The following is a 23,443-nucleotide window of genomic DNA, read 5'->3' as shown; positions in this document are numbered from 1 at the left end:
ATCTCAATAAAATCAGTGGACTGCTGCTTACGGTTCGGTAACTTACAGGTTTTGCGCAGTGTCTGTATAATTTCCGCCACTGGTAGTGTGGGCAGCCAACATCTATATGGATGAGGTGCATCCAGGCAAGAAAATCGCTGATTTGTCCGAACCTGATAAGAGAATTATTAGTGCGATTAGTACCTTAACTGCCGGTATCCTGGGTGGCTTAAGTACTGATAGCAGCACCGGCCTTCTCATCGGCGCGCAGGCTGGGAAGAACGCGGTGGAGAATAACTCGCTGAGTGGTGATGCGGCGCGTGAAACAGTTAAACAGGTGACGGCCAACCTGAAAGATCAGGTCAGGGATAAACTTGGTGAAGGGACATTGTCTGCTATTGTTAACAGCATTATCGGTGCGGCGGCAGATAGCGGTGATGCGTTATTAGGTGGAGCGGATTACGGTGCTGATGCGGCGATGGCGCTCACCTCATGCGCCATGGGAGACAGTTACTGCACTCAGGCATTGAACGATCTGGCGGGTAAAAATCAGGCAGCGGCAGATACGCTGAAAGCCCTGATGAAGAGTGAAACCTGGTCAGCGGTTGCAGGACAGGTGAAAGAAGCGGCTCAAGGTAACCAGCTTGCTCTGGAAGCCACAGGTGGAATGCTGGCAGGTATTCTTCTACCAGGCAAGAAACTACCTGATGGTGTTGCTGGTAAGGCCGAGTCTATTGCTGCTGATATAGGCAAAACTGGTACTGTATTTGATTCTATAAAAGGGACCCAGCCTGTTTACCCTGGTTCTGTTATACCGAAATCTTTTGAAATGACACTACCTAACGGTCAAAAAGTGTGGGTACATGGCAATGCTACAGAACACATGGCAGAATATGCGGCATCTAAAGCCGTAACTAATACGCCAGAGGCGGTCAGACTTGCCAGCCAGACAGAACTCAGAAGTTTTCAAGCTGCGTTAGATACCGCGACAAAGAACGGTATGTCATATGGGCGTATAACAGTCGATGGTTGGCAACTGGAAATCAAACCTCCGCGTGCTGCTGGTGAGTTGCCAACAGTCATTCATGCTCGTTATCTAGGGGCAAATTAAATGGATATAGAAATTACAAGTCCGATCAATATCACATTGGACGTAATAGAACTTGATGAACATATTCCATCATTGAAGTTTAATCTGGCGATTCAAGTAGATAAATTTAGTTATAGTTTGAATGTCAGTTCCCAGGTATGGCTTGAATGCCAATGCTTTGATGAATTTATCGACAATATACGGAATGATGATATAGCCCATCTTAAAGATATGAATGGATGTTTTGAGTTGATTGTAAATCCAGTTTTAGGATGGCTTGAATGGTCATGTGCTAAAGAAGAACTGCATGGATATACCACAGTATCAAAAGGCAGAGAAAAGTTAACGGACGATGCGAAATCTGCAATATATGCAGCGTTTAATGATTATCCTAAATGGTGGTGACTGTTAGATCAGGTCTAAGCTACTACAACTAAAAGTAGCAACCCCAGCCTTGGCTGGGGGTTACTACTTCTAAGCCCTAAATCCCCACACTTCCCGCCGCCACAACCGAATAACACCGGGCGCGGCGGTCACCTCCAGTTGTTCCGCGTCAGTGATCCCAGAATCGGTGATCCAATCCCTACCGATAATCACCTCGCCGTTCTCCCGCACCCAATCCGCCCCCAAATCTTGCCGGTCTTGGCTGGCTTCGCACAGCGCGTCCCAGGTGGCGTCGTCGGTGACGACAGTGATCCAGAGCTGGTGATGTTGGAGCGTCAGTTGCAGCGGTAAAACCGAGCTTGGCCAACGTCACGCTTTCGATCGTCAGTTCAGGGATCGGCTCAGGGGTAAAAGTGATGTTCATACATTCCCCTCCGTGGCGGGCGCGGTGCGGATAATCAACTGGCCGTGTTCGGGGGTAACAGTAACGTGCTAGCCGGTAGTAAATCCCAAGGCTTCCTGCCACTTACCGCTTAGGATAAGTTTAGGCTGAGGGTGCTTTTTACCGCCACTAGGTAAATAATACACTGTATAATCATTGGCTTATGTTCTTTTTCTTCAGTTGCTGCCTGTTCTGACTTACAATCACGCTTAGCCATAGTACCTGTTGTATGATCAACTGACCCAGTTCTGTGATCACTTCGATCTTCTGCCTGGTGGTAAATCTGAGCGGCTCCAGTCATCTTTCCTTAATCGCCAGTTGTGGCCGTGGGTTCTGATTTATAAATGCATCGTACCTCCTTTATTGTTCGAATTTTCCTGTTTGTTCGTGGCAGACAATGACTTAACATAGCTATCACTTTTTTGTATGGTTTATGGGTATTCGATGCGCTACTTGGCTATTATTGTTCCCTTACTTACGTTGCTCTCTGCCTGTAGTAGCAAACCGACACCTCCTGTTGCTGCCGAGCCATCGGCGGGCCTGATACAGAGCGGTTTCTTGCTTGAGCCGCAACATGTGGGGCATTTGCAAAACGGTGATTTTGCTTATAACGCCGATACAGCCCGATTTGTTGACAAAATGGTGCGTGAACACGGTTTTGAGCCTCAACAACTGCATGATGTATTAGCCCAAACTAAAAAACTGGATTTTGTTATCCGCTTGATGGATAAACAAGCGCCATCGGCAGGCCGTCCTTCCGGCCCTAATGGTGCGTGGAACCGCTATCGCAAACAGTTTATTACCCCGGATAATGTGCAAAACGGTGTTAACTTCTGGAACCAACATCAAGAGGCGTTGCAACGCGCCTATGAGGTTTATGGCGTGCCACCAGAGATTATCGTCGGAATCATTGGGGTTGAGACTCGCTGGGGCCGGGTGATGGGTAAAACGCGCATCATTGATGCCCTGGCAACACTCTCCTTTGCTTATCCACGCCGTGCTGAGTACTTTTCTGGCGAGCTGGAAACCTTCCTGTTGATGGCTCGTGCGGAGGGTAATGATCCGCTCAGCTTGCGGGGGTCTTATGCGGGCGCGATGGGGTACGGCCAATTTATGCCATCATCATTCAAAAGCTATGCTGTTGATTTTAATGGTAACGGCCACATCAATTTATGGGATCCGGAAGATGCCATCGGCAGTGTCGCTAACTACTTCAAATCCCATGGCTGGACCAAAGGTGCGATGGTCGCGGTGCCCGCTAATGGGCAAGCGCCGTACCTTGATAATGGCTTTAAGACGAAATACCCTATCTCGATGTTATCTGCCGCAGGGCTAAGCCCGTCTGGTTCGCTAGAGGGTTATCAAGAGGCCAGCTTACTGCGTCTGGATGTCGGCACCGGTTATCAGTATTGGTACGGGTTACCCAATTTCTACACGATTACCCGCTACAACCACAGCACCCATTACGCGATGGCGGTATGGCAGCTAGGTGAGGCAGTAGGCAGGGCACGTTCAATACAGTAAATGGTGAGTGAAAGGCGTTGCCGACGGTTAGCGTCGTTATGGCAAGTAGTAAAAGGGCCACATGTTACGATGTGGCCCTTTTCTATTAGTGGTTGGTGCTTCTTACAACAGGTGTGAAATATCATCTGGATTAACGGATGGCGGCGATTTACGCCAGCCGCGAGTCAGCCACAGCAAGTAGATAAAGCCTGCCAATAGCCACAATAAGCCGACTTCAAGCGCCCGTTGCTCAAGGTGAACCCACAGCCACACCGACATGACGAATCCCATCATGGGTAATAGCCCGTACTTAAACATAGCCGCAGTACCGCGGCGTTTCTCATTGATAATAAAATGCTTTATCACACTCAAATTAACAAAGGTGAAGGCACCGAGGGCACCAAAGCTTATCATCGATACCACTAAGTTCAGGTCAAGGAACAGGGCCAGCAGCGAGATGGTGGCAACGAATAAAATGGCCCGCCACGGTGTGTGGAATTTGCGATGCAGATGAAAGAACACTTTGCGTGGCAGTACACCTTCACGCCCCATGGCATAGAAAATACGTGACACACTGGTCTGCGCGGTCATTGCGGAGGCATAAACGCCGGTCAAATAGGTGGCCATAAAGAAGTTATACATCCACTTACCACCGACATGCTCGGAGATAATCAGGCTGGCGGTATCCTGATGTGGAATCAACAATTTCCAATCGGGATAGGCCAAATGGGCAGCATAGGAAACGGCGATAAAAATAGCACCGGCGCTGATCACCGTAAAGAGAATGGCCCGTGGCAGAGTGCGTTTGGCGTCGTGCGCCTCTTCGGCCATAGTCGCGATGGCATCAAAACCGAGGAAGGCCAAACAGAGCACTGCCGCACCAGAGAGTAACCCGGATAGGTCACCGGCATTCACCAGAAGTGGCTTCATTAACGCTTCCGGGCTTAAATCGGCCTGACTGAAAGAGAGCGCAATAAATAATATGATAAAGACCATCTGTGCTGCGATCAGCGAGAAATTAACTGAGGTGAGTAAACGCACGCCCAGAATATTAAGCAGACTGACACTGATGATAGACGCAATAATAAATACCGGAGCGGGAATAGCCGGAAATGCCTCATGCAAGAAAATGCCTAAAACTAAATAATTAAGGATTGGCAGGAACAGATAATCCAAAATTTGCGCCCAACCCACCAGAAAACCGGTTTTCCCGCCAAAACTACGCTGAACATAGGAATAGGCGGAGCCAGACAGCGGCATGGCGCTGGTCATCCGGCAATAACTGAGGGCGGTAAACAGAATGGTAGCAACAGTCACCAGATAGGCAACGGGCAAATGCCCCTGACTTAATACGGTCACCTGTCCATAGGTAGTGAATACGCCTAAAGGCACCATATAGGCAAGCCCGAAAGCGACCAGCGCGGGGGTTTTAAGCACTCTGCGCAACTGAATATTTTGTGGCATTACCGTATCATCTCCTGGTGAGAAAAAGCACCGTTACGCTGCATTTTTATGCAGCTATAGAACATAAAGGAGCGGATTTTGACATAAGGGTCGCTGTAACGCCAATGACTTCCTTCTTAGCCTATGTTGTCGTGCTCAACTCTGCTCCTGACAGATTTGCCCCCCGCATCACCGACGTGAATCAATGATGCGGGGCATTCACTAGGCTTGATAAACCACATTACCGCCGATCAGCGTAGAGTCCACCTGTGTCTGGTAAATAGCGTTTGGCGACTGCTCAAACAGGTTATTTTTCAGAATGATAATATCGGCGAACTTCCCTGCTTCCAGTGAGCCGATATATTGCTCTTTGGCAATCATATAAGCGGCATCAATAGTGGCAGAACGTAATGTTTCAATCAGCGTCAGGTCACGATCATTATCCAGCCGTGGGCCAGCCGGATGACCGTCGAGATCCCATGCACGACGGGTCATACCCACTTGCAGGTTGTACCATTCATCTAGCCGGTCAATGGGCCAGTCACTGCCATACGCAATACGTGCGCCAGCATCAAGGAAGCGTGCTGCGGGCTCCATATGCAGGAAACGGGCCTCGCCCAACATCTCACGCTCTTCATCAATTAGTACCCCCGGTAAGCCGGCCCACTGGAAGGAAAGCACTGCTGTTGCTCCCAGTTTGGCAAAACGATCATATTGATGGGGGGCAACCAGCTCGTTATGTGCTAATCCTGGGCGGATATCTTTGCCCGGCAAGGCGGCGCGCATCTGTTCCACTGCATCCAGCACCATCTCGATGGCCCCATCACCCACGGTATGAGTGTGTGGATGAAGACCTGCGCGGGCGCACTCCAGAATCACGGCATTGACTACTGACGCGCTAAAATAGAGGTCGCCATAGCGCTCGGTATCTTGCCAGTCAGGTTGTTGTGCTGAACCCTGGTTGGCACGATACGGCTCCAGTAATGCAGCGGTCATGGTTGGGGGTTGCAATACCCCGTCGATAAACAATTTCAGGTGATCGACGGCGAAACTCGGTGCGGGTGTCCATGCGTGGCTTCCCCATTGGCGGGCGAACTCTAGCACCTCTTGTACCACGCGAGCGGCGTCCTGTGGGCCTTGCAGGCTATCAGGGGTCACTTCTTTAGCACCCAGTACCCGTAAGGTTAATGCGTCACGTTCATGCAAGCGACGGAAAGCCAGTAACTGTTCGGCAAAAACACGAGTATCCATCACGGTAGTGACACCTTGCGCATTAAGTACTTGCTGCACATGGGCCGCAATTTGCACATTCTTTTCCGCTGTGGCGGAGGGGATACTGTCAAAGGCGCGCATGGCGGGCGCATCTTCCAAAATACCGGTCAATTTACCGTGGGTATCGCGGGCAATTTTGCCATCTGGCGGTACTGGGGTGTGTTCATCAATACCCAGCAATTCCAGCGCGCGGCTGTTGGCCGCCAGCGTGTGGCAGTCATTGGAGAACAATGCGATTGGACGGCAGGTATTGAGCGAATCCAAGGCCTTTCGGCTCATATCAGCGCCGACGGGTGTCATCGCCTGACGCTGCCAGGCGCGCACGGTCAGCCAGTCATTTTCACCGTTAAAAGGATCGCTATCGAGGTGTTGCTGGATAATATCCAGTGTCTGTTCAACACTTAGCGCAGCGTAATTGAGGTTACAACCAATCAGTTGTTTCCCGCCCCAAAACGGGTGCATATGGCTGTCAATCAGGCCGGGCATCATAAACTTACCCGCCAGATCGATAAGTTGAGTATGCGCGCTAGCGAATTGCTGTTTGATCTCCTCACCGCCCGTGGCCAGAATATAGCCCTGGCCGATGGCGATGGCACTGCAAACCGTATTATCAGCATCTGCCGTATAAATTGTGCCGTTGTAATAAATACTGTCGGCGACAGGAGTCTGTTTAGTCATGTTATGTACTTTATAATATGTCCCTTCTTCCTTGACGTTAGCTGCTCCCGGCATGTTTATCACCTGAATTGCTAACCTCTGTCAGCTCATCGGGATTGGTTGCTGTGCTGCCACGCCAATGACGTTGGGGATTTGAGGAATCAGATAATCATTATAGCCTGTCCTATCAGGGAAAACTCTCTGAGTTAAGTACCGGCCAAGGTGAGAATCTATTAATGGTTTTTCAATAACTCGCTTCTCATCATTGCGGCCAGATGGCGCAAGATTTCTGCTTCTGAAAAACCTAACTCGGTAAACTGGGTTAGACCATCCAGACCGCACACCAGCCCGATCAGCCGCCAGGCAACATCACTGGCATTGATATCTGAGCGAAATTCATCGCAGGTAATGCCGGTATGGATCACCGCCACGGTAGCCGCATGCCAGTCTGACATCGACGCCGCATAGGCTTCCTTAATAAGTTCATCGCGCTCGGCTAGCATTGAAATTTCATTCCACAACCGGGTTTCTCTTCGGCCGGCTTCATCTTGTGGATAGCCCAACACTTGCTGTATCCGTTCAACGGCAGGTAAGTTTTGACTGTTTAGCGCAAAAGCAGATAACGACTGTTTAACTAAGAGTAGAAAAGCATCTGCGCGTAGTCGTGAGACTGATGTGAAATGGTGATGAACTTGCCCAACAGCCACGCCGGCTTCGCTGGCAACACGACGTACAGTGGTTGCCGCCATCCCTTCACTTATCGCGACACGCATCGCAGCCTGCAAAAGGGTGTCGTGGCGTTCCTCACGGTTCAAATAGGCCAAAGAGACTCCTTATCTGACTTATTAGTGTTTCAGCCATTATGTGATGAATTGGACGCTAGTTCAACTTTCCGCTATTATTGACATATTGAACAGGTGTTCAACATTAATATATGCCTTATTTGAGCGTTTTGTATGTCTAAAAAGTGGATGATTTTCTACGTTATTATTCTGATGTATCTCCCAGTTTCTATTGATGCAACTGTATTACATGTGGCCGCCCCACGGCTGGGTATTGCACTGTCAGCCACGGGCAGTGAATTGCTGTGGATTATTGATATTTACTCACTGGTTATGGCCTGTTTGCTGCTGCCAATGGGGGCGCTGGGGGATCGCATCGGTTTCAAACGGTTGGCGTTGTTGGGGTCGGTACTGTTCGGGCTTGCTTCACTGGCGGCGGCTCTTGCACCATCGGTTGCCGCGCTCATTGCGGCACGCGCTTTCTTGGCGATAGGTGCGGCGATGATCCTGCCGGCAACCTTGTCGGCGGTGCGCCATATCTTTACCGATGAACGAGAAAGGGCATTGGCGCTGGGGATATGGGTTGCCATCGGAACGACGGGTGCCGCGATGGGGCCACTGGTTGGTGGATTATTGATGGAATATTTCTACTGGGGTTCAGTCTTCCTGATCAATATCCCTATTATTATTGCAGTGGTTATTGCCACGCTGCTGGTTATACCGAGCCAGCCAGTGCGGGTGGAACAGTCATGGAGATTGGCTCCGGCACTGGTATTGATTACTGCGATCCTATTGCTGGTCTATGCGGCGAAAACCGGGCTGCGCGGCGGGGGAGATATGAGGGTAACTTTCCTAACCGCGTGTATCGGGGGCGCGATGCTGTTTGCTTTTGTTCGTCACCAGTTATCAACGACAGCTCCAATGATCGATTTTCGCCTGATAAGCCAGCGGGTGATCGCTGTTGGTATGGCAATGGCCATGACGGCAATGATAACGCTGGTTGGTTTTGAATTGCTGCTGACACAGGAATTGCAGTTTGTGTTAGGTAAAAGCCCACTCGAAGCGGGTATATTTCTAATGCCATTGATGATTGCCAGTGGTGTTAGCGGGCCGATATCCGGTTGGCTGGTGGCTAAATTGGGGTTACGTACCGTCGCAAGCGCGGGTATTGCATTTAGCTCATTGAGTTTTCTCGGCCTGGCCTGGACCGATTTTGCCACGCAAGTTTATCTGGCATGGGGATGGATGATAGTGCTGGGGTTCAGTATTGAAGCCTCGTTATTAGCTTCTACTGCGGCGATTATGAGTGCGGCTCCCCCGGAAAAAGCCAGTGTGGCAGGGGCGGTTGAGGGTATGGCTTATGAGCTGGGGGCGGGATTCGGGGTGGCAATATTTGGTTTGATGTTATCGCGGGCCTATACCGCGTCTATTGAATTACCAGCAGATTTACCTGCTGATCTGGTTGAGCAGGCCAGTGCTTCTATCAGTGAAACTATTCAGGTGGTCAATAGCCTTGGTGGGAATGAGCATCTACTGACCAGCGCCAAACTTGCCTTTTCTGCCTCGCATAGTTTGGTATTAGGTACTGCCAGCGCACTGTTAATTCTGCTGGCGGTGGTGGTGTGGTTTACCCTGCCGGGGAAGAAAATACGGCAATTGGGCAAACAGAGTGCCACACCTCACTGATTAGCGGGTGGTTAACACTTCATTAATTAAACAGTCATTACTCTTACTTAACTGTGTGATATACCTATTTAGGGTTTGAAACATTAGGGTTTGAAATAGGTAAGGTCTGAGCAATGACTGAGCAAACGTCCTCCGTACAACTTGATCTCGATAGCGCGGCTCAGCCTCCCATAGTGTATATCAGGGGGGATTGGGTACTGGCGCATTATCGCTTTTTGGAACCCCAAGTGGCGCAGTTGCGCGCGAATATGCCCAGTGGCGTAGTATTTGACCTCAACCAACTCGGGGCGTTAGATACCGCCGGTGCAACGTTGCTAGCTCTACTTATGGGTGAGGATCGTGTGGCAAATTTACGCGAACTTGCGCCTAAATTGCCAGAAGAACGGCGAACCTTACTTGAAACGGTAAGCCATGTATTGCCTGACTTAGCGCCTGAGCCGTCAGAAAAACCCGCACGATTTTGGCTGGAGATGCTGGCTAACACCGGCCGTTCGGTAGATAACTTATGGCAAGATATTAAGTCACTATTGGGCTTTATTGGCCTGACGCTGGAAACCTTGCTGGGAACACTCTTTCGGCCCTCACGCTGGCGCATTACCTCATTAATTGCCAATATTCAACAGATTGGCCTCAATGCTGTACCGATCATTATGTTGCTCACCTTTTTGGTGGGGGCAGTTATCGCTTTTCTCGGTGCCACCGTACTCACTACCTTCGGCGCGGGCATTTTTACCGTCGATTTGGTGGTATTTTCTTTTTTACGTGAATTTGCGGTACTGCTTACCGCTATCCTGATGGCAGGGCGGACAGCCAGTGCTTTTACCGCTGAAATTGGCTTGATGAAAGCCAATGAAGAGATTGATGCTATCCAGACGCTGGGCTTGAATCCGGTCGAATTGCTGGTGCTACCGCGCGTCTTGGCACTATTGATTTCTCTGCCGATGCTGACCTTTATTGGTATGGTTTGTGGTATTTTTGGTGGCATGGTGGTGTGCGCTTTAACACTGGATATCTCTCCAACCATGTTTTTGTCGATTATGCAAAACAGTAATGGGTTGCAGCATTTTCTGGTGGGTATAAGCAAAGCCCCTATTTTTGCTTTCCTGATTGCTATTATTGGCTGTCTGGAGGGGTTCAAAGTGACGGGTAGCGCTGAATCTGTCGGGGTCCATACCACCACCAGTGTGGTGCATTCGATCTTTGTGGTGATTTTGCTTGATGCCGTGGCAGCGCTATTTTTCATGGAAATGGGGTGGTGAGCCAAATGACGCAAGATGCAATTATTCAAATTCGCTCTCTGGTTAACTGCTTTGGCGCACAGTGCGTGCATCAAGGGTTAAATCTTGATGTTAAGCGCGGCGAGGTTTTGGGCGTGGTTGGCGGCTCGGGTACTGGTAAATCGGTTCTGTTACGCAGTATTGTTGGGCTACGTCGTCCGACTGACGGGCAAATTCATGTTTTTGGTGAAGATTTAATGACACTGTCAGGTCAATCCCGCTCCATGGTCGAGCGCCGATTTGGCGTATTATTTCAACGAGGCGCACTGTTCAGCTCTCTAACCGTGACCGAAAACGTGGCGTTGCCATTAATAGAAAACGCCGGGTTACCCCGGGCTGAGGCTGAGCGTCTGGCTCAGGTTAAACTGGCACTGGCCGGGTTACCGCCGGGCACTGGCAGTAAGTATCCGGCATCACTGTCGGGTGGCATGGTCAAACGTGTTGCGTTAGCCCGTGCCTTGGCGCTGGACCCAGATATTCTGTTTCTTGATGAACCGACAGCGGGCCTTGATCCCATCGGTGCGGCGGCGTTCGACAGTTTGATCCGCACCCTGCGGGATGCCCTCAATCTGACGGTATTTTTGGTAACTCACGATCTGGATACGCTGTATACGTTGTGTGATCGTGTGGCGGTGCTTTCGCAGAAAAAAGTGCTGGTGGTTGATACTCTGGATAAAGTTGCGGCGACTGATGATGCCTGGATTCAGGCGTATTTTCATGGCCCACGAGGCCGGGCTGCTTATCAGGCAGCGGCAATTAACAGTGGAGAGAGGTGGTAATATGGAAACCCGTGCTCATCATGTTGTTATTGGTTTGTTCACTCTTATTGTGGTGAGTGCCGCGCTGCTGTTTTGCCTATGGCTGACAAATTCCGGTTCTGACCGCCAGTTCAGATTGTACGATATCGTTTTCAATGAACCGGTGAGTGGCCTGTCACAGGGCAGCACCGTTCAGTACAGCGGGATTCGAGTCGGTGAGGTGACACAATTGCGGTTGGACCGAGAGAATCCTAATAAGGTTTGGGCACGTATCCGCGTCTCTGCATCTACTCCGATACGCGAGGATACTCAAGCCCGCCTGACAGTTGCGGGTATTACCGGCACTTCAAATATTCAATTCAGCAGTGGCAGCCAGGACAGCCCGTTGTTGGAAGGCAAAGATGGCGATGTTCCTATCATTATTGCCACCCCTTCGCCGATGAGTCAGTTACTGGCTAACGGTGAGAATTTCATGACCAATGCTAATGAAGTGTTGGTGCGCTTGAACCAGTTGCTGGCACCGGATAACCAGCAGCGCCTGATAACGACACTGGATAATCTCGCGCTGGTCACTCAAACCGTGGCTGATCAACGTGGCGATCTTCGTACCCTGTTGCAGCAGTTGGCGCAGGCCAGTATACAGGCTAATGAGACACTGGCCCAAACTAATCGCCTGCTGCGTAATGCTAACGGCTTAATGGATGGGCAGAGGAAACAACTGGTCAATGATGCCGCCAAGACCATGGCATCGTTGCAAAATACCAGTACCATCCTCAATAAATTGGTGAATGAAAATAAAACCTCACTCAATAACGGGATGCAAGGGATGAATGAGCTGGGGCCGGCTGTGGATGAGCTGCGCAGAACATTAGCGACATTACGTGCCGCCGTTTCTCGTTTGGAAGAAAACCCAGCGGCCTTGTTGCGCGGCCGTGAAAGAACACAGGAGTTTACGCCTTAATGCTCTCTCTTAATCTAATGCGCTATGCAGGCCGCCGTGTGTGGCTGTTGATGATATCTGGCGGGGCGATACTGCTCTCTGCCTGTACCATTTTACCCTCGGCCCCCGTATCACAAGTTTATCTTCTGCCGGTGCCACCAGCAGTGAGTGCGCCGCGCGCGCAGACAGTAAACTGGTCATTACGGGTTTCACAACCGGCGACGAACCAGTTTCTTAATAGCTCACGCATAGCGGTGCAGCCTCAGGGCCAGGAGATTGCAGTTTATAAAAACTCTCGTTGGAGTGATTCAGCGCCGATTCTGGTGCGCAATCGTCTTATTCAGGCGTTCCGTAGTGATGGACGAATCCGCGCAGTCAGTAGCGATGATGACAGCCTACAGGCTGATGTGGAGTTGAGTGGTGATTTGTCTGCGTTCCAAGGGGTATATCATGTTGGTAGCAGCGAAGTGCTGATCCGCTTTGATGCCCGGCTGGTAAGAATTTCGGACCGTAGGATTATTGCGACCCGCCAGTTTGAAATTCGCCAACCGATAACAGGTAGCGAGATGAATGAGGTGATTCAGGCCTTTGGCCTGGCCAGTGACCAGTTAGCCACCCAAGTGCTCAACTGGACCATGCAGCAGTCTCCTCAGTAGCACGGGTTATCAAACTAGGACAGGTTGAAGCGAGAATATCGTGATAGCTTAGGTTTTATTTTAGGCGAGTTGGCAGTAGCTAACTCGCCTTTTTAATCGGCGGTTTATGGATTCAGAGAAAGAATCTCGCCCAAGGGGGAAAATATTCTCTTTATTGTTTTGTGACTAGTATCTCATTGGGTGTAGTACTTATGGTAAGTAAATTATTTAACTTGTTGTATTTCATGTATTTTTAATTAAATTTATCTGTATTTTAATTTTTCATTAAAGAGAATAATATTCTCCAGCTATTAAAAACAACAGGAAAATATGAAAAGTATTTCTCCCATTAAAACCATAAGATAAAAATAAATAAAATCACTGATTAATTATTTCAAATGCAAAAAATTACGCATCAACAGTTGCTCGATTGGTTGAGAAAAGAAGTAAAACTTTCATTAGGTTGTACTGAACCTATTGCTATTGCGTATGCTGCTGCGGTGGCTGCCAAATATCTCAACGCACCGATATTAAAAATAACGGGGGAGATATCGGAGAATCTGTATAAAAATGCGATGGGGGTCACTATCCCGGGAACAACTTATTGCGGAGTAACTCTTGCGGCGGCGATAGGGGCTATTGGCGGTAACGCGGATGCCGATTTAGAAGTATTGAAAGACATTACTGCGGCACAAATTACCCAAGCTTATATGTTCAATGAATCAGGTAAAGTGTGTTTAAACGCAGTAGATGCTGCGGACTTTATTTTTATTGATATTACGTTATATAGCCTTGATGAACACTGCCGGGTTGTGATTCAAGGTGGCCATACCAATGTCACGCAAGTATATATTAATAATATAAAACAAATATTAGCCCGAGACTTAATCACCGACAATGAAAAGGGCGCACTACCCGAATTTTCACTTAACGACGCATTTAAATTTGTGACCGATGTTGGTGCTAAAGATATTATGTTTATGTTGAAAAGTGCTGAGATTAATACTGCGCTTTCTGATGAGGGGCAAAGGAAGAGCTATGGTTTGAACGTGAGTGGGGCGCTGTCGCAGGCCAGGAAAAACGGCTTTATCAGCACTGACTTACTGAGCCAAATGTTGATCAACACCACTGCGGCGTCAGATGCCCGTATGGGAGGCGCACCCTTACCCGCGATGTCAAATTATGGCTCAGGTAATCAAGGGATTACCGTGACAATGCCGGTAGTGACACTTGCCAGACATCTAAATACCGATGATGAAACCCTGGCCAGGGCATTAGCATTGGCTCATTTGGCTGCAATTTCAATTCATATGCGTTATACCCGATTGTCTGCATTGTGTGCGGCTTCAACGGCAGCAATGGGCGCAGCGGCAGGTATGAGTTGGTTATTGACCCAAGATTTTCAGACTATCTCCTACGCGGTCAGTAATATGATCAGTGATATCAGTGGGATTATTTGTGATGGTGCATCAAATAGTTGTGCGATGAAAGTGTCTACTGCCACCGCCTGCGCATTTAAGTCGGTGTTGATGGCACAACAAAATAGCGTTGCAGGGGAGCGTGATGGCATTGTTTCTTGTAATGTTGAAGGTTCTATCAACAATTTATGTAAATTAGTGTTATCGCCGATGAGGCAAACAGATAAAGAAATTATCAGTATAATGACACGTAAATAAATATTACGGTTTAACTGCGTGGCCTAATGTCATTATTAATAATGATCGGTGGGTTATCGTAAAAATTTAAAGGGACAAATAATGAATAAGTCAAAATCGATCGCGACTCTGGTTATCCATGCCGGAGATCAAGTTGACCGGGGCAATAATGCTATTTTTCCACCAATTACTACTGCCAGTTCTTTCATTCAACCCAATTTAGGCGAAGAAGGGGAGTTTTGTTATTCCCGTTGCAGTAACCCGACAAGATATGCGTATGAAACCGCCTTGGCTGAGTTAGAAGGTGGTATCTATGCCACAGCGACCGCTTCCGGTATGGCAGCAACTGCACTTATATTGGAGTTGCTACCTAAAGATTCCCATGTATTAGTAATGAAAGGGGTCTATGGCGGTACTTATCGGTTGTTTGAACGTCTGCGTAAACACACTTCAGGCACCACATTCAGTTATGTCGATCTTAACGATCTGGCGTCAGTAAATAGCCATATTCAGAAGAATACAGCTTTAATCTGGATTGAAACGCCCACTAACCCACTGTTGGAATTAGTTGATATTGAAGCGGTATGCCAGGTTGCCAAAAGCAGGGGAATAATGAGCTGCGTGGATAATACCTTTGCCAGTGCCTGGAACCAACGGCCGCTCACTTTAGGTGCTGATATTGTTATGCTCTCTACCAGTAAATATATTGGTGGGCATTCAGATTTAATTGGCGGTGCAGTTATTACCAATGTGCAGAATATTGCCGACCAACTGGATTTTTGTAAAACCACCGTTGGGGCAATTGCTTCGCCGTTTGATGCCTATTTGGCATTGCGCGGCATGAAAACACTTGATGTTCGTATGGAACGTCAATGCAGTAATGCTTTAAAAATTGCTCAGTTTTTAGAGCAACATCCTAAGGTGCTGGATGTGCATTACCCTGGTCTGGAATCTCATCCTCAATATCAATTATGTAAAAAACAGATGCGTTCTGGCGGGGCGGTAGTCAGTATCCGGTTAAAAGGCGATATAACAGCGGTGAAAACCTTTATTGCCAAGTTAAATTATTTTGTTTTAGCCGAATCACTGGGGGGTGTTGAAAGTATGGTTAACCATTCTGCTTCAATGTCGCATGGTTCAATGTCTCAAGAAGAGAGGGAAAATATAGGCATATACGATACAACACTACGGCTTTCAATCGGTATCGAAGATATTAATGATTTAATAGCAGACACAGAGCAAGCCCTTTCCTTTATACAATAATTAATAGGGTAGTCATATGCATGATTATAGCGTGTGGACAATTATAACTCCACTGGTAACTATTTGTTTGGCGATTTTTACTCGGCAGGTAATATTGTCGTTATTAATGGGGATAGTTGTTGGATTTACGGTTATTAATGATCACAATCTACTTCAAGGGATCAGTGGCACTTTAAATGGAATTATTGATACGTTCTCTTCTCCTGGGAATACTCGTACCGTTATTTTTATGGTGATGATTGGCGGGATCATGCGCTTAATTGTCGTGACCGGGGGCGTTCGAAGTTTAGTTCGCGCCTTAACAGAAAAAACTCAGTTTGTTACCAATAAAAAAGCAGTGCAGTTGTTGGCGATGGTGATTACGTCAATTATTTTCATTGAAAGTTCGATCAACCAACTTATTGCCGGTGCATCGACCAAAGATCTGGCAAAAAGATACGGTCTATCACCAGAGAAAATGTCTTATATTGTCCAAACCTCCTGTGTATCGGTCTGTTCTTCAGCAATGATTAATGGTTGGGGGGCGGCAATGATGGGGGTCATCGGTGTCCAGATCGCCAAAGGGTACATCGATGGACAGCCTTTTGAGATTCTGGCCAGATCGATGGTGTGGAATCTGATGGCATGGTTCTCGTTGGCGTCAGTGCTGTTCTATATTTTCTCTGGGGCATCCTGGGGGCCGATGAAGAAGGCTGAAGTGAATTACATCAGCAAACAGGATCTGCACGTTGAGAAAGAAAAAGATGAAGTCATTGATCATCCGGCGTGTAATTCATTGCTTAACTTCCTCATCCCTATCTTATCGACAGTTATTGCGGTTCCGGTTGCCCTTTATGTTACAGGGGACGGTGATTTCACTAAAGGCAGCGGCTCTATGTCGGTATATAGCGCCGTGATGTTTGGGACAACGGTTTCTTTTGTTTGGTTCTGTGGGCGACGGATCCTGAATATAGAATCCTTTTTTAAAGAGTTGTATATCGGTTACGCCAGTATGGTGAAAATCAGCTCAATAATGGTATTGGCATTTTTGATGGGGAATGTCTCTGCTGATCTCAATACCGGGCAATATATTGCCACTATCACCTCCGGTGTTATTTCTCCTGGATTCTCAATTGGCTTTATTTTTATTATCAGTGCAATTATGTCGCTAGCTACGGGGACGTCATGGGGCACGTTTGCCATTATGATCCCCATAGGTGTTCAGCTTGGGGTTTCTTTGGGGATGCCAGTGGAATATATGATTGGTGCGGCCATTGCAGGTTCTATTTTTGGTGACATGACATCGCCTATCTCTGGTGATGCCATTGTGGCGTCTATGGCGACGGATTGTGACCATATTGAGCATATTCGAACACAAATGCCCTATGCCATTGCAACTGCAAGTATTGTTTTGGCAATCTATCTCTATCTCGGTTTTACGGTATAACCTGATGGCCTTCTATCTTACTGTTAGATAAGAATGGTCAACGGATACCACTCCAAATAATGCCATTATAAATATTTGTAATGGCATTATTTCTGCTTTTAACTCCTGCTATTTCCCGCTGGAAATGCTTAATTTAATGAATTCACCGCTTTTATTTCTGCTGTATTTACCTGCTTGCTTACTGTGCTTATGTCAGGTTAAGTAAAGTCCAACAATTAAACTGACCGAGTAATTATCGACTCCCGCAAAATAACTGACGGCGGTTGGGAAAATATATCTTATATAAAATAAGTGTTGACTTTATGTTTCGAAATGTTTGACTATTGTTATGTAAATTGAGCAAAAGGGAATCATTATGCTTTGGAAAAATACCAGGGAGCAGTTCGGGCGCATGACTATTGCTATCCACTGGTTAGTGGCATTTACGGTGTATGCGTTGTTTGCCCTGGGTTTATGGATGGTAACTCTGGGCTACTACGATGGCTGGTATCATCAGGCACCTGAAATACATAAAAGCATCGGATGCATACTGTTTGCGGTGATGTTATTTCGGGTGATTTGGCGCTTTATTTCGCCGCCCCCCAAACCCTTATTGAGTTATAGCCGCTTAACTCGGGTAAGCGCGATATTGGCGCATTTGATTTTATATATTGTCCTATTTTGTATCATGTTCAGCGGTTATTTGATCTCAACAGCAGATGGGCAACCAATCAATGTATTTGGTTGGTTCAATGTCCCTGCAACACTGACCAATCTACCTGACCAGGCAGATACTGCCGGAACTGTACATCTCTATTTGGCTTGGGCAGTCGTCGTGCTTTCACTGTTGCATGGACTGGCCGCGATTAAGCACCACTTTATTGATGGTGATGTAACCCTTAAGCGGATGCTGGGACGTAGCACCGATTAACCAACTGTATTATGGAGAATTAAATATGTTTAATAAGACCCTGTTGGGCCTGGCTGTAGGTGCACTGATGTTTACCGCAGGCAGTGCCGTAGCCGCCGAATATAAAATCGATAAAGAAGGGCAGCATGCCTTTATCGAATTCAGAATTAAACATTTAGGATATAGCTGGTTATACGGCAGTTTTAATGATTTTGACGGTTCTTTCACTTTTGATGAGAAAAATCCGGCCGCTGATAAAGTTAATGTGGTGATCAATACCAATAGTGTTGATACCAACCATGCAGAGCGTGACAAACATCTGCGTAGTAAAGATTTCCTGAATGTCGGTAAATTCCCACAGGCAACGTTTGAGTCGACCGACGTTAAGAAAAATGCAGAAGGCTATTCGGTCGTGGGTAACCTGACATTAAATGGTGTCACTAAGCCGGTGACATTGGAAAGCAAGTTGACTGGTCAAGGTAGTGATCCTTGGGGCGGTTATCGTGCTGGCTTTGAAGCAAATGGTACTATCAAGCTGAAAGACTTTAATATCACCACTGATTTAGGCCCGGCATCACAGGAAGTCGAACTGATTTTGTCAGTCGAAGGTGTTCGCGCCAAATAGTCAGAGCGATACCAATACCGTCGTTGTTTGACCTAAAGGAGCCTTGTGCTCCTTTTCTTTGGGTGCTACTCCGCGCTGACTTCTGGCGTTAAATGCTAAACTAATTAATCAGATATCTTTCCAATGACTATACTTAAAAAAACGAGCCGTAGCGTGCAAGCATCATTAAAAGATTGATCTGACTCACTAGTCGTATTTAATTGTTTGTGGGGTATATATGGCCAATGTTCCCAAAAAAACGCGCACTATCAAGCCTCCCTCCTATTTAGATGCCATTATTCCGATGTTGTCGTTGGTGTTACTCGTCGGCGCATCTGTCGCTCTGTTTGGCCTCAATGCCGTCAATGGACCATTACAGGTCGCGCTTATTCTTTGCACCATGATTACCGCTGTAATCATTATGAAGAATGGTCATGTATGGGAGGATATTGCCCAATCCACGCGTAAGGGAATATCAACAGTGGTTGGCGCGATATTTATCTTACTTGCTGTTGGTGCATTAATTGGGACCTGGAACATGTCGGGGACGATACCGACTTTAGTTTATTACGGCATTATTCTGATTACACCAAATTGGTTTTTCCCCATTACATTTCTTGTTTGTGTCGGGGTTTCTCTAAGTATTGGCAGCTCCTGGACAACGGCGGGAACCATTGGGGTAGGGTTGGTTGGGTTATCCAATATGATTGGTGTCTCACCAGAGATAACCGCAGGTGCCGTGATTTCTGGTGCCTATGTGGGTGACAAAATCTCGCCATTATCCGAAAGTACTGTGTTGGCCGCACAGTTGAATGGTGTTGAATTGTATCGCCATATACAGGCACAACTTTGGACCACAATTCCTGCCGCATTGGTTGCTTTGGTAGCATTCATCATATTGGGTATCAATCAACAAGCTAGCTTTGATGCCACAATTACGCACGCCGAATTAGCCCGATTTGATGAGTTATTCAACATTACGCCGTGGAATTTACTGCCACTGGTATTCTTGCTTGGATTATCCGTCGGTAAAGTCCCGGCACCGTTGGCCATTATTAGCGCGGCGTTATTGGCTGGTGTGATGGCAGCATTTATTCAGCCGCAGGCCATTGCGCGCTTTATTGCTGAACCTGATACCGCGTTACCCATTGCTGCGGTGAAGGGCGTTTGGTTGGCGATGGCTAATGGTTTTCAGGAGAACTCCGGTATTCCACAGATGGATGCATTGTTGTCGCGTGGGGGAATGGACAGCATGCTGCTGACTATCTGGTTGATTATCGGTGCAGTGACATTCGGTATTATGGTGGATGACTTTGGCCTGCTTAATAAACTGGTAACCCCGATTTTGTTGCGGGCTAAAACTGTTGGGCAACTTTTTGCTTCGGCGGTTGCTACGGCCATTGGGCTTAATATCGTCGCGGGTGATCAATATATTGCTTTATTGCTGCCAACACGGTTATTCCACGGTGAATTTGCCAAACGCGGGTTAGCACCTGAAAATCTCTCACGCCTGGTGGGGGATGCCGGTATCGTCACCTCTCCGTTGATTCCCTGGAATTCTTGCGGTGCTTATATGGCGGCGGTATTGGGTGTATCCACCATGGGCTATCTGCCATTTGCGGTATTTAATATTACCGCGCCGATAGTCACGCTAATACTGGGTATCACCGGCTATAAGGTCCGCCGTATTGTGGTTGAGAGAGCATCATCGGTGCCACCAATAGCCAGTGATCGCCGAGAGGATGGGCTATAAACACCAGCTGTCCCTTGCTATGCCCAATATACGCCCAGTGAACTGGGCGCTTTATTGATGGTTGAGCGCTAATTGGCTTAAATATGGCCCGTCACTGATTGAATCCCTGATAATCAGTTCGGACTGAAATATATTTTCAGTTGATAAATATCCTCCGTCCAGCATTGAAATTAGCCGATTAATGACGTCATTTATCATACCGCTGACGGGGTCTTTAATACTGGATAACGATGGACTTAGAAAAGGTGCAATGGGGATATTGTCGAAGCCAATAAGAGAGACCGCTTCAGGTACGCTGATCCCTGCCTGATTTAATCTTTTCATGGCACCAATTGCCATATCATCATTGCTGGCGATAATCGCACTAAATGGTTGTTGGCTGGCTAATAACGATTCTACCGCAGTTGCACCACTGAGCGGGGTCCATTTTCCTTGAATAATAAGGTTATCGCGCAGCGGAAGAGAAAATGCATTTAATGCTTCTTTATATCCAGAAAGGCGCTCAATCGCTGTTGGTGAATCCAGTGAGCCGGTGATAAATGCAATATCCTGATGGCCCCGCTCAATGAGATATTTTGTCGCATTATAACTGGACCCTTTATGATCGCAGAAAGTACAGTGGCTGTGGTTTTTTCTTAATTTTCTGTTGACCACCATAATGGGCTGCTTATATTTATCAATAATAAGATCCATATCATCCACAGTTAAAAATCGGGGATAAATTATTATTGCGTCGCAACGTAAGTCGAGCAGGAATTGGATTGCTTCTTGTTCCTCTTCCGCGCTGTGTTTCCCGTCAACCAGCACCAGTTGACGGCCATTATTCTCTAATTTTTTGGCCGCTTGAGACAGTATTTCATTAAAGTAGTTACCATTATAAAGAGTATTGGTCACCACCAAACCAATGCATTGTGATTTATTGGTCGCCAGATTTCTTGCCAGCAAGTTTGGTCGATATCCGCTCTCTTCAATCGCTTTATATACCTGCGCTTTAGTCACTTCACTGACATAGCCTTTGCCTGACAGAACACGCGAAACAGTGGCTTTCGAGACACCTGCTTTTTTTGCCACTTCTAGCATTGTAGACATAGGTCTTTCCTACCCGTTGAAAATTATTGTCATTCTATACCTTTCGCCCTCGAAACTGCACGGCTGTTAGCAATATTCACTTACCCTATGGGCGGGTAGACATGCTGTTCCAATTGGGTTCTGGCCCATGCGCTATAGACTGGCGGCTGACTGGCAATACTCAGTTCTTTAGGCTCACAACTACTGTCGTGCACAATAACACGCCTAATTAATGCTGATCGTTATCACAAAATAAGAATTTAATTACTCCATCTATTGAATTGCAGTCAGTAATTTAAGATTCTCGTGTGGAACCGGTTACCTAGTTGCCTGATAATAACTAAAAGCAAGGGTGTATCGGCAGGTAATATTTAAATAACACTATGAATATAATAGCTAATTACCATTCATGCTGGTGAGGATAGTCCCTCTTCGATGGCAAATGGTTTGCTTAGCTCGGCGTGCGTCATTACGGGGAGTTGCTACTCATGTCAAAGAATTATGCCGCAGTATCTGCATCGATAGTCGATGCCATTGGTGGGGCGAATAACATCGCGGCGGTGACCCACTGTATGACGCGTTTACGCTTTGTGCTTAACGATGATAGTGCGGTTGATCTGGCGAAGTTGAAGTCCATCACCGGTGTGCTGGGTGTGGTGCGCAATGAAAACCAGTGTCAGGTCATTATTGGTAATAACGTTTCATATGCCTATGCTGAAGTGCTAAAACTGCTGCCGGAAGGCCTGGTAGCTGAAAATACGCTGCCGCAAAAAAATAAAATAACCTTGAAACGCATCGGAGCGGGGATCCTTGATGCGCTGATTGGCACCATGTCACCTCTGATTCCTGCCATTATCGGTGGTTCAATGGTCAAACTGTTGGCCATGATTCTGGATATGACCGGTGTTTTTGGCAAAGGCTCATCGACACTGATTATTCTCAATGTCATTGGTGACGGGGCGTTCTTCTTCCTTCCGGTTATGGTTGCTGCTTCTGCCGCACTCAAATTTAAAACCAATATGTCACTGGCTATCGCCATTGCCGGGGTGTTGGTTCATCCCGCCTTTATTGATTTAATGGCCAAAGCTGCACAAGGCCAACAAGTTGAGTTTATGGGCATTTCGGTCACGGCGGTGAAGTATACCTATACCGTTATTCCGGCATTATGTATGACCTGGCTGCTGTCTTATATTGAAAGATGGGTGGATCGCATTACACCGGCGGTGACCAAAAACTTCCTTAAACCAATGTTAATTGTGCTGATTTCCGCGCCTATTGCCATCATGTTTATTGGCCCTCTGGGAATTTGGATCGGCAGCGGTATTTCTTCGTTAGTGTACACCGTTCATGACTATCTGGGCTGGCTCTCGGTAGCGATTATGGGGGCACTCTGGCCTTTATTGGTTATGACCGGCATGCACCGTGTCTTTACCCCAACCATTATTCAGACCATTGCGGAGACCGGCAAAGAGGGCATGGTTATGCCATCAGAGATTGGCGCTAATCTTTCACTGGGTGGCTCATCGTTGGCTGTCGCATGGCGAACCAAAAACCCAGAATTGCGCCAAACGGCGCTGGCTGCTGCCGCATCAGCGATTGTCGCGGGTATCTCTGAACCGGCACTTTATGGGGTGGCATTGCGTCTTAAACGCCCGCTGATCGCCAGTCTTATTAGTGGTTTTATTTGTGGTGCAGTCGCCGGAATCGGTGGGCTGGCAAGTCATTCGATGGCGTCCCCTGGATTATTTACCAGTGTCCAGTTCTTCGATCCGGCCAATCCAATGAGTATCGTATGGGTGTTTGGTGTGATGATTCTGGCCATCGTGATTTCGTTTATTACCACGCTGTTGCTGGGTTTTGAAGATATCCCGGTTGAAAATAGCGAAAGTGATACCGCCCATTCTGCTGTTGCGCCAAGCGCAGTAAAAATTAACTAA

At 47.4% G+C, this 23,443-nt stretch carries 19 protein-coding genes and 2 pseudogenes; 15 read left to right on the top strand and 6 right to left on the bottom strand.

Annotated elements, in window-relative coordinates:
• Window positions 1–181: 181 nt before the first annotated feature.
• Window positions 182–1,090, top strand: a pseudogene (locus tag ACWJJO_RS15765) (VENN motif pre-toxin domain-containing protein); the annotation flags it as partial.
• Window positions 1,091–1,474 carry a hypothetical protein gene (locus ACWJJO_RS15760; RefSeq protein ID WP_083163518.1) on the top strand — a complete coding sequence of 128 codons (384 nt, stop codon included), beginning with the start codon at window positions 1,091–1,093 and terminating at the stop codon, window positions 1,472–1,474. It begins immediately after the preceding pseudogene.
• 69 nt (window positions 1,475–1,543) lie between these two features.
• On the opposite strand, the pseudogene ACWJJO_RS15755 reads toward ACWJJO_RS15760, so the two are convergent.
• Together ACWJJO_RS15755 and ACWJJO_RS15750 are read right to left on the bottom strand one after the other, a co-directional pair.
• A pseudogene (locus ACWJJO_RS15755) lies at window positions 1,544–1,877 on the bottom strand (hypothetical protein).
• A 68-nt stretch (window positions 1,878–1,945) separates the two neighbouring features.
• Entirely contained in the window at window positions 1,946–2,041 is a 96-nt protein-coding gene (locus ACWJJO_RS15750) for a SymE family type I addiction module toxin (protein WP_420073283.1), read from the bottom strand.
• Between the two features lie 298 nt (window positions 2,042–2,339).
• On the opposite strand from ACWJJO_RS15750, the gene mltB reads away from it, so the two are divergent.
• The gene (gene mltB / locus ACWJJO_RS15745; protein ID WP_193784804.1) at window positions 2,340–3,419 is read left to right on the top strand and encodes a lytic murein transglycosylase B; all 1,080 of its coding nucleotides are present in this window, start codon (window positions 2,340–2,342) and stop codon (window positions 3,417–3,419) included.
• Window positions 3,420–3,521: 102 nt separating this feature from the next.
• On the opposite strand, the gene ACWJJO_RS15740 is transcribed toward mltB, so the two are convergent.
• From ACWJJO_RS15740 to ACWJJO_RS15730, 3 genes are all read right to left on the bottom strand, one after another.
• Window positions 3,522–4,862: an APC family permease gene (locus ACWJJO_RS15740; RefSeq protein WP_083163522.1), complete on the bottom strand. Its 1,341-nt coding sequence runs from the start codon at window positions 4,860–4,862 to the stop codon at window positions 3,522–3,524.
• 201 nt (window positions 4,863–5,063) lie between these two features.
• Window positions 5,064–6,791, bottom strand: a complete 1,728-nt coding sequence (locus ACWJJO_RS15735; RefSeq protein ID WP_442848328.1) for an amidohydrolase — start codon at window positions 6,789–6,791, stop codon at window positions 5,064–5,066.
• A gap of 212 nt (window positions 6,792–7,003) precedes the next feature.
• A complete protein-coding gene (locus ACWJJO_RS15730; protein WP_083158179.1) occupies window positions 7,004–7,594 on the bottom strand; it encodes a TetR family transcriptional regulator in 591 nt (196 codons plus the stop codon).
• A gap of 132 nt (window positions 7,595–7,726) precedes the next feature.
• Between ACWJJO_RS15730 and ACWJJO_RS15725 the strand changes: the two genes are divergently transcribed.
• The 11 genes from ACWJJO_RS15725 (at window position 7,727) to ACWJJO_RS15675 (ending at window position 20,438) form a co-directional block, all read left to right on the top strand.
• Entirely contained in the window at window positions 7,727–9,238 is a 1,512-nt protein-coding gene (locus ACWJJO_RS15725) for a SmvA family efflux MFS transporter (RefSeq protein WP_372569414.1), read from the top strand.
• A 113-nt stretch (window positions 9,239–9,351) separates the two neighbouring features.
• A complete protein-coding gene (locus ACWJJO_RS15720) occupies window positions 9,352–10,497 on the top strand; it encodes an MlaE family ABC transporter permease (RefSeq protein WP_372569413.1) in 1,146 nt (381 codons plus the stop codon).
• A 5-nt stretch (window positions 10,498–10,502) separates the two neighbouring features.
• The gene (locus ACWJJO_RS15715) at window positions 10,503–11,294 is read left to right on the top strand and encodes an ABC transporter ATP-binding protein (RefSeq protein WP_193784620.1); all 792 of its coding nucleotides are present in this window, start codon (window positions 10,503–10,505) and stop codon (window positions 11,292–11,294) included.
• Window position 11,295: 1 nt separating this feature from the next.
• On the top strand, window positions 11,296–12,234 hold the full coding sequence (locus ACWJJO_RS15710; RefSeq protein WP_481091230.1) for an MlaD family protein: 939 nt from the start codon (window positions 11,296–11,298) through the stop codon (window positions 12,232–12,234).
• Between the two features lie 17 nt (window positions 12,235–12,251).
• Window positions 12,252–12,869, top strand: coding sequence for an ABC-type transport auxiliary lipoprotein family protein (locus ACWJJO_RS15705; RefSeq protein ID WP_442821424.1), 618 nt, complete (start codon window positions 12,252–12,254; stop codon window positions 12,867–12,869).
• 377 nt (window positions 12,870–13,246) lie between these two features.
• Window positions 13,247–14,524: an L-cysteine desulfidase family protein gene (locus ACWJJO_RS15700; protein WP_083158184.1), complete on the top strand. Its 1,278-nt coding sequence runs from the start codon at window positions 13,247–13,249 to the stop codon at window positions 14,522–14,524.
• 81 nt (window positions 14,525–14,605) lie between these two features.
• On the top strand, window positions 14,606–15,766 hold the full coding sequence (locus tag ACWJJO_RS15695; RefSeq protein ID WP_442850763.1) for a trans-sulfuration enzyme family protein: 1,161 nt from the start codon (window positions 14,606–14,608) through the stop codon (window positions 15,764–15,766).
• A 16-nt stretch (window positions 15,767–15,782) separates the two neighbouring features.
• The gene (locus tag ACWJJO_RS15690; protein ID WP_481091229.1) at window positions 15,783–17,192 is read left to right on the top strand and encodes a Na+/H+ antiporter NhaC family protein; all 1,410 of its coding nucleotides are present in this window, start codon (window positions 15,783–15,785) and stop codon (window positions 17,190–17,192) included.
• 355 nt (window positions 17,193–17,547) lie between these two features.
• A complete protein-coding gene (locus ACWJJO_RS15685; protein ID WP_420072867.1) occupies window positions 17,548–18,102 on the top strand; it encodes a cytochrome b in 555 nt (184 codons plus the stop codon).
• A 25-nt stretch (window positions 18,103–18,127) separates the two neighbouring features.
• Window positions 18,128–18,706: a YceI family protein gene (locus tag ACWJJO_RS15680; RefSeq protein WP_083158188.1), complete on the top strand. Its 579-nt coding sequence runs from the start codon at window positions 18,128–18,130 to the stop codon at window positions 18,704–18,706.
• A gap of 217 nt (window positions 18,707–18,923) precedes the next feature.
• The gene (locus ACWJJO_RS15675; protein WP_481091228.1) at window positions 18,924–20,438 is read left to right on the top strand and encodes a Na+/H+ antiporter NhaC family protein; all 1,515 of its coding nucleotides are present in this window, start codon (window positions 18,924–18,926) and stop codon (window positions 20,436–20,438) included.
• Between the two features lie 51 nt (window positions 20,439–20,489).
• Here the strand turns inward: ACWJJO_RS15675 and ACWJJO_RS15670 are convergent, their stop codons facing one another.
• Window positions 20,490–21,527, bottom strand: a complete 1,038-nt coding sequence (locus tag ACWJJO_RS15670; RefSeq protein WP_083158190.1) for a LacI family DNA-binding transcriptional regulator — start codon at window positions 21,525–21,527, stop codon at window positions 20,490–20,492.
• Window positions 21,528–21,994: 467 nt separating this feature from the next.
• On the opposite strand from ACWJJO_RS15670, the gene ascF reads away from it, so the two are divergent.
• Window positions 21,995–23,443: a PTS cellobiose/arbutin/salicin transporter subunit IIBC gene (gene ascF / locus ACWJJO_RS15665; protein WP_193784621.1), complete on the top strand. Its 1,449-nt coding sequence runs from the start codon at window positions 21,995–21,997 to the stop codon at window positions 23,441–23,443.

The sequence above is a fragment of the Yersinia antarctica genome (assembly GCF_056636475.1).
Note: the sequence above shows the minus strand (reverse complement) of the source record. Positions and strands in the feature narration are given on the sequence as shown.

Coding starts and splice junctions, on each gene's coding strand:
- ACWJJO_RS15760 (WP_083163518.1), top strand. CDS start 1,091: ATGGATATAGAAATTACAAGTCCGATCAATATCACATTGGACGTAATA.
- mltB (WP_193784804.1), top strand. CDS start 2,340: ATGCGCTACTTGGCTATTATTGTTCCCTTACTTACGTTGCTCTCTGCC.
- ACWJJO_RS15740 (WP_083163522.1), bottom strand. CDS start 4,862: ATGCCACAAAATATTCAGTTGCGCAGAGTGCTTAAAACCCCCGCGCTG.
- ACWJJO_RS15735 (WP_442848328.1), bottom strand. CDS start 6,791: ATGACTAAACAGACTCCTGTCGCCGACAGTATTTATTACAACGGCACA.
- ACWJJO_RS15725 (WP_372569414.1), top strand. CDS start 7,727: ATGTCTAAAAAGTGGATGATTTTCTACGTTATTATTCTGATGTATCTC.
- ACWJJO_RS15720 (WP_372569413.1), top strand. CDS start 9,352: ATGACTGAGCAAACGTCCTCCGTACAACTTGATCTCGATAGCGCGGCT.
- ACWJJO_RS15715 (WP_193784620.1), top strand. CDS start 10,503: ATGACGCAAGATGCAATTATTCAAATTCGCTCTCTGGTTAACTGCTTT.
- ACWJJO_RS15710 (WP_481091230.1), top strand. CDS start 11,296: ATGGAAACCCGTGCTCATCATGTTGTTATTGGTTTGTTCACTCTTATT.
- ACWJJO_RS15705 (WP_442821424.1), top strand. CDS start 12,252: ATGCGCTATGCAGGCCGCCGTGTGTGGCTGTTGATGATATCTGGCGGG.
- ACWJJO_RS15700 (WP_083158184.1), top strand. CDS start 13,247: ATGCAAAAAATTACGCATCAACAGTTGCTCGATTGGTTGAGAAAAGAA.
- ACWJJO_RS15695 (WP_442850763.1), top strand. CDS start 14,606: ATGAATAAGTCAAAATCGATCGCGACTCTGGTTATCCATGCCGGAGAT.
- ACWJJO_RS15690 (WP_481091229.1), top strand. CDS start 15,783: ATGCATGATTATAGCGTGTGGACAATTATAACTCCACTGGTAACTATT.
- ACWJJO_RS15685 (WP_420072867.1), top strand. CDS start 17,548: ATGCTTTGGAAAAATACCAGGGAGCAGTTCGGGCGCATGACTATTGCT.
- ACWJJO_RS15680 (WP_083158188.1), top strand. CDS start 18,128: ATGTTTAATAAGACCCTGTTGGGCCTGGCTGTAGGTGCACTGATGTTT.
- ACWJJO_RS15675 (WP_481091228.1), top strand. CDS start 18,924: ATGGCCAATGTTCCCAAAAAAACGCGCACTATCAAGCCTCCCTCCTAT.
- ACWJJO_RS15670 (WP_083158190.1), bottom strand. CDS start 21,527: ATGTCTACAATGCTAGAAGTGGCAAAAAAAGCAGGTGTCTCGAAAGCC.
- ascF (WP_193784621.1), top strand. CDS start 21,995: ATGTCAAAGAATTATGCCGCAGTATCTGCATCGATAGTCGATGCCATT.